The organism is Anaerorhabdus sp., from assembly GCF_036637135.1.
Lineage (GTDB): Bacteria > Bacillota_I > Bacilli_A > Erysipelotrichales > Erysipelotrichaceae > Anaerorhabdus.
Window position 1 is genome coordinate 1 of sequence record NZ_JAVWNC010000080.1, and the last position, 7,372, is coordinate 7,372.

Here is a 7,372-nt window from a genome sequence, read left to right on the forward strand (position 1 = left end):
CGTAGCATAGAAGAGTACTGAGTTTATTGGACACAAATTCTACGAGAGAGGAATTCGGGAACTTCATAAAGGTTCTTTCATGATTTTTGTAACAAAACAATTTTCTTGAGTAATTTATGATAAAATAAGAATGGTGATAAAAATGATAGCATTTATACGTGGAAAAGTATTTGCATATGGAATTGATTGGATTATACTCGATAATCAAGGCATTGGTTATCGTATACATTTTGGACATCCTGAAGCTGTAAAACTAAATCAGGAAGTACAAGTATTTACATATCAACATGTACGTGAAGATGAATTAAGTCTTTACGGTTTTATGTCGCTTGAAGAACAAGAGTTGTTTCTTAAGTTAATATCGGTAAAAGGACTTGGTCCCAAAACTGCAATGGCAATGTGTAGTAAATTTCCTTACACACAAATCGTTCAATCGATTGAAAATGGTGATGTAAGTTTCTTAAAGGGAATGCCAGGAGTGGGTAATAAAACAGCAAGTCAAATTATTCTAGATTTAAAGGGTAAACTTGTTAGTGCAGGTAAGAATGAACCAGTATCGAGTGAAATACAAGATGCTTTAGAAGGATTAAAATCTTTAGGTTACAAACAAGGAGAAGTTCAATCTGTTGCGAATATATTAAGTGAGAGACCAGGTTTATCAAGTGATGAATACTTGAAAATTGGGCTTCAACATTTAATGAAGAAGAAAGTAGGAGGTTAGAATGGAAGAAAGACTTGTCTCTGCACTTGCAGAAAATGAAGATGAAGAAGAAACACTGCGTCCGAAATGGTTAGAAGAATATGTAGGTCAAGATTCATTAAAGAATAATTTACGTGTGTTTATACAAGCTGCTTTGGGACGTAATGAAACATTGGATCATGTCCTGTTGTATGGGCCTCCTGGGCTTGGTAAGACAACACTTGCTTATATTCTTGGTAACGAGATGAAGGGAAAAGTTAGAACATGCAGTGGTCCTAGTATTGAAAAACCAGGTGATTTAGCTGCGATTCTATCTACAATTGAAGCAGGTGATGTTTTATTTGTGGATGAGATTCATCGTTTGCCGAAGGTTGTTGAAGAAGTTTTATATCCAGCAATGGAAGATTTCTGTATTGATGTGGTTGTTGGGAAAGATGCAACAACAAGATCAATACGTTTAGATTTACCACCATTTACATTAGTTGGAGCGACAACACGAGCAGGTGATTTAACAGCACCTTTACGTGATCGTTTTGGTATTGTTTCGAAGTTGGACTATTACACGATTGAGCAACTTGGAAGCATTGTAAAACGAACTGCACGCGTACTTAATGTAGAAATAGTAGATGAGGCAGTATTTGAAATCGCAAAACGATCTCGTGGTACACCACGTATCGCAAATCGTTTATTAAGAAGAGTTCGTGATTTTGCTCAAGTATTGAACAATGGAGTAATATCCATTGATATCGCAAAGTCTTCACTTGATCAATTGAAAGTTGATGCATTAGGACTTGATGAAGTAGATATCCATTACTTAAGAGGTGTTATTGAACGTTTTAGAGGAGGCCCTGTAGGTTTAGAGGCACTCGCAAGTTCAATTGGAGAAGAACCACTTACATTGGAAGATGTCTATGAGCCTTATTTAATACAAATTGGATTTATAAATCGTACAGCTCGTGGTAGAGTTGCAACTCCAAAGGCATACGAACATCTTCAAATTACATATAATGATCAATTATTTTAGAATGGAACTTGCGGTTCCATTTTTATCATTTCCAAATTACTAGTCTTAAAGAGGTGACAGCATGAATAGAAGATATATATCAAAAATTCAAATCCAAGAAATTGAAGATCATTCATATATTAATGATTTGCCTATTGTTAAAAATTTGTTGAAACTAAAAGAACTAAGTTTTGATCATGATGTTATTTTCTTCGTGGGAGAAAATGGAACTGGTAAATCCACACTTATTAAAGCAATTGCAGTTAAAGCAGGATTCAATGCTGAGGGTGGTTCCAAAAACTTTGATTTTGAGACAAAAAACACAGTTTCAAATTTATATCAATATTTAACGATATCAAAGAAAGATTATGAGAAAGATGGATTCTTTTTGCGTGCTGAAAGTTTCTATAATGTTGCATCACAAGTTGATGAATTATATGAGGATGAATTTAAAGCGAATGCACCAACTAGTTTTGGGAATATATCATTACATAATCAATCTCATGGAGAAAGTTTTTTAGCATTAGTACAAAATCGTTTTTTTGGTCAAGGTTTATATATTTTGGATGAACCTGAAGCAGCTCTTTCACCATCAAGACAAATGACGTTACTTGTTGAGTTTGATCGCTTAGTAAAACAAAAATCTCAACTTATTATCGCAACCCACTCACCAATTTTGTTATCTTATCCAGGTGCAATAATTTACCAAATCACAACAGATGGTATTGAACAGGTATGTTATGATGATTGTGAACATGTTACGTTAATGAAGGAATATTTAAACCATCCAGAGCGAATGCTTAAATATTTACTTGAAGATGAATAATAAGAAGAAGGAGAAATTATATTTTGAAAATAATACGAGGATTATTAATAGGTAGTTTGATTTTAATTGGTGGATGTAGTTCTAAGCCAGTAGAAGTAGTCGAGAATACAAAAATAGAATACGTTAATGCTTATGAAAAAATTGATAAAAACGATATTTATGAGATTCGTAGCATGGAACCAAGTATGAATATAGACCCTAATGATGCAGGGGATATGTATAGTGCTTCAGAGTATATTGCAATCGCAAGGGTTATTTCTATTGACGGTGGAGATAGTATAAATGAAGAATCAGGCAATTTTTGTAAACCACATACATATGGCAAATTAGAAATTCTTAATGTATATAAAGGAGATTTACAAGAAAAGGAAATTGGTTATGTTCGTAGTGGAGGCATCATTACTTATCAAGCATATTATGATGGACTATCAGAAGGTTCAAAACGCAGTGCACCAAAGCCTGATGGATATGAATATAGCTATGTAAAAGAATATCAAGAGGGAGATATTGAAATAGAAGTAGGTGAGATATATCTTGTGTACCTTACGAAAACAGAGATTAAGAGTGGACATTATTTAATTATTGGTTGGCAAGGTGGATTAAGAAAAGTGCGAATGGATTATGTTGATTCACTTCAAGAAGTATCAAACCAACAAATTGAAGTTTATAATAACAAAAAAGAATGTTGGGAAACTTTAGACCAAGTTCTCGTAGTCGAATAATCTAAAAATCGAATTTATTTCATTCTTTTGACTTGTGATATATACTTATTTCATGAGGAACTATTATGGAAAAATATACTGTATTATCAAGACCAGAATTAAAAGTAAGATTAAATCAAATACTAACAAACACAGTTTCACTTGAACATAACGAAGTTATGAATGAGACTATTTCTAATATGTTGTTTTATATTGGAGATCAAGAAAAAGAATTAAGAGATGAACTTATTTATAAGACATTTACCAAGTTAATAATAGATGACCGATTTATTAAGCAAGACCAACTAAAAGAAATATTAGCGATTGTATTGGATGATCGACACCTGTATCTAAATTTAGATAAGAACAGTGTATTAACGCGTTCATTTTCTATACTTGTAGTTGCGTTGATACTCAATCGAAATAACAATGAAACCTGCCTTTCTATTGAAGAGTTTAATCATGTAAAAGATAAAGTCTTGACTTACTTTGAGTTTGAAAAGGATTATCGTGGATATGAAAAGAAAGTAGGATGGATTCATGCGATTGCCCATACATGTGATGCACTTGAAGAAATTGTGTTGAATCAAAATTGTAGTCATGATGATTGTATACACATTTTAGCTATTGCTTTACGCGTATTCACGAACCCAGACACAATATTTAGCCACGAAGAAGATGAACGATTTGTTGTTGTGCTTAACGCTATGATTAAACGAGAATTAATCAGTATTAAAGAATTAAACCATTGGATTGAAAAACTTATACTTGTGGAAGATAACTCAAATTATGAAACATTTGTAAAACGAGTAAATGGTAAGAATTTGTTGCGAAGTATACATTTCAGTTTCAAGAGAATTATTAAATCATAGTTTATTTATAACATGACACAAGGTGTCATGTTATTTTGTTATAATTGGTGTAGAACGAGGTAGAAATATGAGTGATAGTTATATTAATTTGACAAAAGACAATTTAGAAATAGAACATATTTGTTGTGCTATTTCTGATAAAAAACATCAAAACGGAGTAGATGCAAAAAAGAAATGGTTAAAATCAAGATTCGAAGAAGGTCATGTATTTCGTAAACTTGATGAACGTGGCAAGGTTTTCATTGAATATGCTCCGTTAGAAAACGCATGGGCTCCGGTATGTGGTGATAACTATATGTACATTTATTGCTTGTGGGTTGCGGGATCGTTTAAAGGACATGGTCATGGAAAAGCTTTGTTAGAGTATTGTGTAGAAGATGCTAAGAAACAAAAAAAATCAGGTGTTTGCATTCTCAGCTCCAAAAAGAAAATATCTTATTTATCTGATAAGAAATTCATGCTTCATTATGGATTTGAGGTAGTGGATACTGCTGGAGATTATGAATTACTTGCGCTAAGTTTTGATAAGACTAAACCAAGCTTCATGAAAAATGCGAAAACAATGACAATTAAAGAAAAAGAGTTAACGATTTATTATGGCATTCAATGTCCATTTATACCTCATTGTATTGATGAGGTTAAACAGTATTGTGCTGAAAACCATATTCCTTTGAAACTAATTCCTGTAGATACGCTAGATAAAGCAAAGAAAGTGCCTTGCGTTTTTACAAACTGGGCTTTGTTTCAAGATGGACAATTTGTATCAACACTACTCATGAATGAAGGGATAATAAGGAAACTGTTAGGTAAATAACTATGTATGAAAGACTATTAGACAAAAATCATCAACCAAGTGATGAAGAGTATATTGCTTATTGTGGATTGATGAAAGAATACTTTATTGAATTAGATTCATTTCTACTTAACGAACTACAGCTACAAAAAATAATGCGTTTTCCATATGGAAATCAATATGGTTGGAGTTTTAAATACACAAGTAAAAATAAGTTAGTATGTGATATTTTTGCAGAGAAGGATGCATTTACGATGATGTTGCGATTAGATGATAATCAATATAATCAAGTGTTACCATTCGTTTCTAAGAAAACACAGAATTTGATTCAAAATAAATATCCTTGCGGTGATGCTGGAGGATGGATTCATTTAAGAGTTTTAAATCAAAAAGAATATAACGATGCAAAAAATCTTTTATGCATAAAAGTCAAACACGAACTACAAGTTTAATTCAATTTATCTGTGAGTCAAAGATATGTTATGTACGATTCAATTTTTATGAAGAGTACGCTGCGATTTTTACCTCATGAATATGATCAAGTAATGAAAGGCAATCATCATGAATAAACGTCCAGATTTGAGATGCACATTAGATACCAAAGTGTTTTCTGAATATTATTATCTTAAAGAAGAATTAGTTTTGTTTTGTAAAGCAAATCAATTGCCTGCAAGTGGAAGTAAATTGGAGATTATAAATCGAATCAAAATATTCTTAGATAATGGGGAACGACAAGAAGTAAAGAAAGTAATAAAATCTACTGTTTCCATTGAACCTTTTACTTTATCAACAATCATTGAACCTAACATACGATATTCTGAAAAACATCGTGCATTTTTTAAACAATATCTGGGTAAATCTTTCTCTTTCAATGTTCTTTTTCAAAAATGGTTAAAAGAGAACAGCGGAAAGACTTATCAAGATGCAATTGATATCTATCCAAGATTACTAAAAGAAAAGAAAGAGAAAGGAATTCAAATTGATGCACAGTTTGAATACAATACATACATACGGGATTTCTTTTTGGATAACCAGGATAAATCATTGAAAGATGCAATCCAATGTTGGAAGTATAAAAAAAGTCTTCGGGGTCATAACAAATATGAGAAATCAGACTGTATTGTGCTAAGATAATTGTATGAAATAGAGAGGTGATAATTTGTGAATGGATTCTTTCTATTAATACCATTCTTGATTATTCGGTTTGGTTATTTATCGCGATTAAATAAAAATGCATTGCGTCGTGCAGCACATTTTCCAAATATGCAAGGGAATGAATCGATTGCATATATTGTCTATCAACTTTCCAATGTAGCTATTGTAATCTACTTAGCTTTTTTGAAAGTTATTTTTGTTTTGAATCCATTATTTATTGTGGGTTCTTTTGTTTATATTATAGGATTAGTTTTATGTGCGATAACCATTCATGATTTTGCATTACCTTCCACTACCGGTATTAATACAAGAGGAATTTATCGGTATTCAAGGAATCCAATGTATGTTTCTTACTTTATCATTTTTATTGGATGTAGTATCTTAACACAATCAATTTGGTTATTTTTAGTTGTGATGCTATTTCAAATTGCAGCACATTGGATTATTCTTTCAGAAGAAAGATGGTGCATGGAACAGTTTAAAGTAGAATATACAGATTATATGAAACAAGTTCGAAGATACATTTGATAAGAAAGGATTGATTGAATAACTATGGATAAATTTACTAGAAATAATCAATATTTATCTTTATGTGGATTAAATTGTAGCTTATGCTCTATGAATTTAGGTAAGTATTGTCCTGGCTGTGGTCAAGGTTGTGGTAATCAATTGTGTGCAATTGCTCGCTGTAGTATGAAGAAGAGTAATTTTGAATATTGTATAGAATGTAATGAATATCCATGTACGTATTACCATGATATCGATAAGTATGATTCGTTTATCACTCATCAAAATCAAAAAAGTAATCTTGAAAAAATTAAAACAATGGGTAGTGATACGTATAATCAGGAACAAATTGAAAAAAGAGAGATACTAGAATTTTTATTAGAACACTATAATGATGGATGTCGTAAAACATTCTATTGCTTAGCTATAAATTTACTAGAACTAAATGATATTAGAAGCGTAATTAAAAGTAGTGAGCAGCTTGAATCAAATGAAAGAACTAACTTTATTGTCAATGCATTTAAACAACTGTCATCAGAACAAGAAATTGAATTAAAATTAAGGAAAAAGTAAAAATACCCGTGAGGGTATTTTAATTTGATTCTATTTTATTATTCATGACTAGTTCAAGTAGTAGTGATATTGCAACAGCCAGAAGAACTAATGCTTGGGTGTTTTTAGTCAATGAGTTAGGAAAGAGATTTATATATTGATTGACTAAGAGAGTAGTAGAAAAAATAATAACTAGGATATAGTTCATTTTGTTTTATCAATAATTTTGTATTGGTTTGAATAAACAATATCTCGTTTAAAGT

10 protein-coding genes are annotated in these 7,372 nt (G+C 31.4%); all 10 read left to right on the top strand.

Annotated elements, in window-relative coordinates; all coding sequences use genetic code 11:
* Nucleotides 1-142: 142 nt before the first annotated feature.
* Nucleotides 143-721 carry a Holliday junction branch migration protein RuvA gene (gene ruvA, locus RR643_RS10660; protein WP_332483191.1) on the top strand — a complete coding sequence of 193 codons (579 nt, stop codon included), beginning with the start codon at nucleotides 143-145 and terminating at the stop codon, nucleotides 719-721.
* A 1-nt stretch (nucleotide 722) separates the two neighbouring features.
* Complete coding sequence (ruvB, locus tag RR643_RS10665) at nucleotides 723-1,724, top strand: Holliday junction branch migration DNA helicase RuvB (protein ID WP_332483192.1); 1,002 nt, start codon at nucleotides 723-725, stop codon at nucleotides 1,722-1,724.
* A 61-nt stretch (nucleotides 1,725-1,785) separates the two neighbouring features.
* Entirely contained in the window at nucleotides 1,786-2,529 is a 744-nt protein-coding gene (locus tag RR643_RS10670) for an AAA family ATPase (protein ID WP_332483193.1), read from the top strand.
* Between the two features lie 23 nt (nucleotides 2,530-2,552).
* Nucleotides 2,553-3,251, top strand: a complete 699-nt coding sequence (locus RR643_RS10675) for a hypothetical protein (protein WP_332483194.1) — start codon at nucleotides 2,553-2,555, stop codon at nucleotides 3,249-3,251.
* 65 nt (nucleotides 3,252-3,316) lie between these two features.
* Nucleotides 3,317-4,102: a DUF2785 domain-containing protein gene (locus tag RR643_RS10680; protein WP_332483195.1), complete on the top strand. Its 786-nt coding sequence runs from the start codon at nucleotides 3,317-3,319 to the stop codon at nucleotides 4,100-4,102.
* A gap of 67 nt (nucleotides 4,103-4,169) precedes the next feature.
* Nucleotides 4,170-4,916 carry a GNAT family N-acetyltransferase gene (locus RR643_RS10685; RefSeq protein WP_332483196.1) on the top strand — a complete coding sequence of 249 codons (747 nt, stop codon included), beginning with the start codon at nucleotides 4,170-4,172 and terminating at the stop codon, nucleotides 4,914-4,916.
* A 2-nt stretch (nucleotides 4,917-4,918) separates the two neighbouring features.
* Nucleotides 4,919-5,347: a DUF3788 family protein gene (locus RR643_RS10690; protein WP_332483197.1), complete on the top strand. Its 429-nt coding sequence runs from the start codon at nucleotides 4,919-4,921 to the stop codon at nucleotides 5,345-5,347.
* 109 nt (nucleotides 5,348-5,456) lie between these two features.
* Nucleotides 5,457-6,029, top strand: a complete 573-nt coding sequence (locus tag RR643_RS10695) for a DUF6434 domain-containing protein (RefSeq protein WP_332483198.1) — start codon at nucleotides 5,457-5,459, stop codon at nucleotides 6,027-6,029.
* 27 nt (nucleotides 6,030-6,056) lie between these two features.
* The gene (locus RR643_RS10700) at nucleotides 6,057-6,578 is read left to right on the top strand and encodes a methyltransferase family protein (protein WP_332483199.1); all 522 of its coding nucleotides are present in this window, start codon (nucleotides 6,057-6,059) and stop codon (nucleotides 6,576-6,578) included.
* Between the two features lie 24 nt (nucleotides 6,579-6,602).
* Nucleotides 6,603-7,130 carry a DUF3795 domain-containing protein gene (locus RR643_RS10705; protein WP_332483200.1) on the top strand — a complete coding sequence of 176 codons (528 nt, stop codon included), beginning with the start codon at nucleotides 6,603-6,605 and terminating at the stop codon, nucleotides 7,128-7,130.
* Nucleotides 7,131-7,372: the final 242 nt, after the last annotated feature.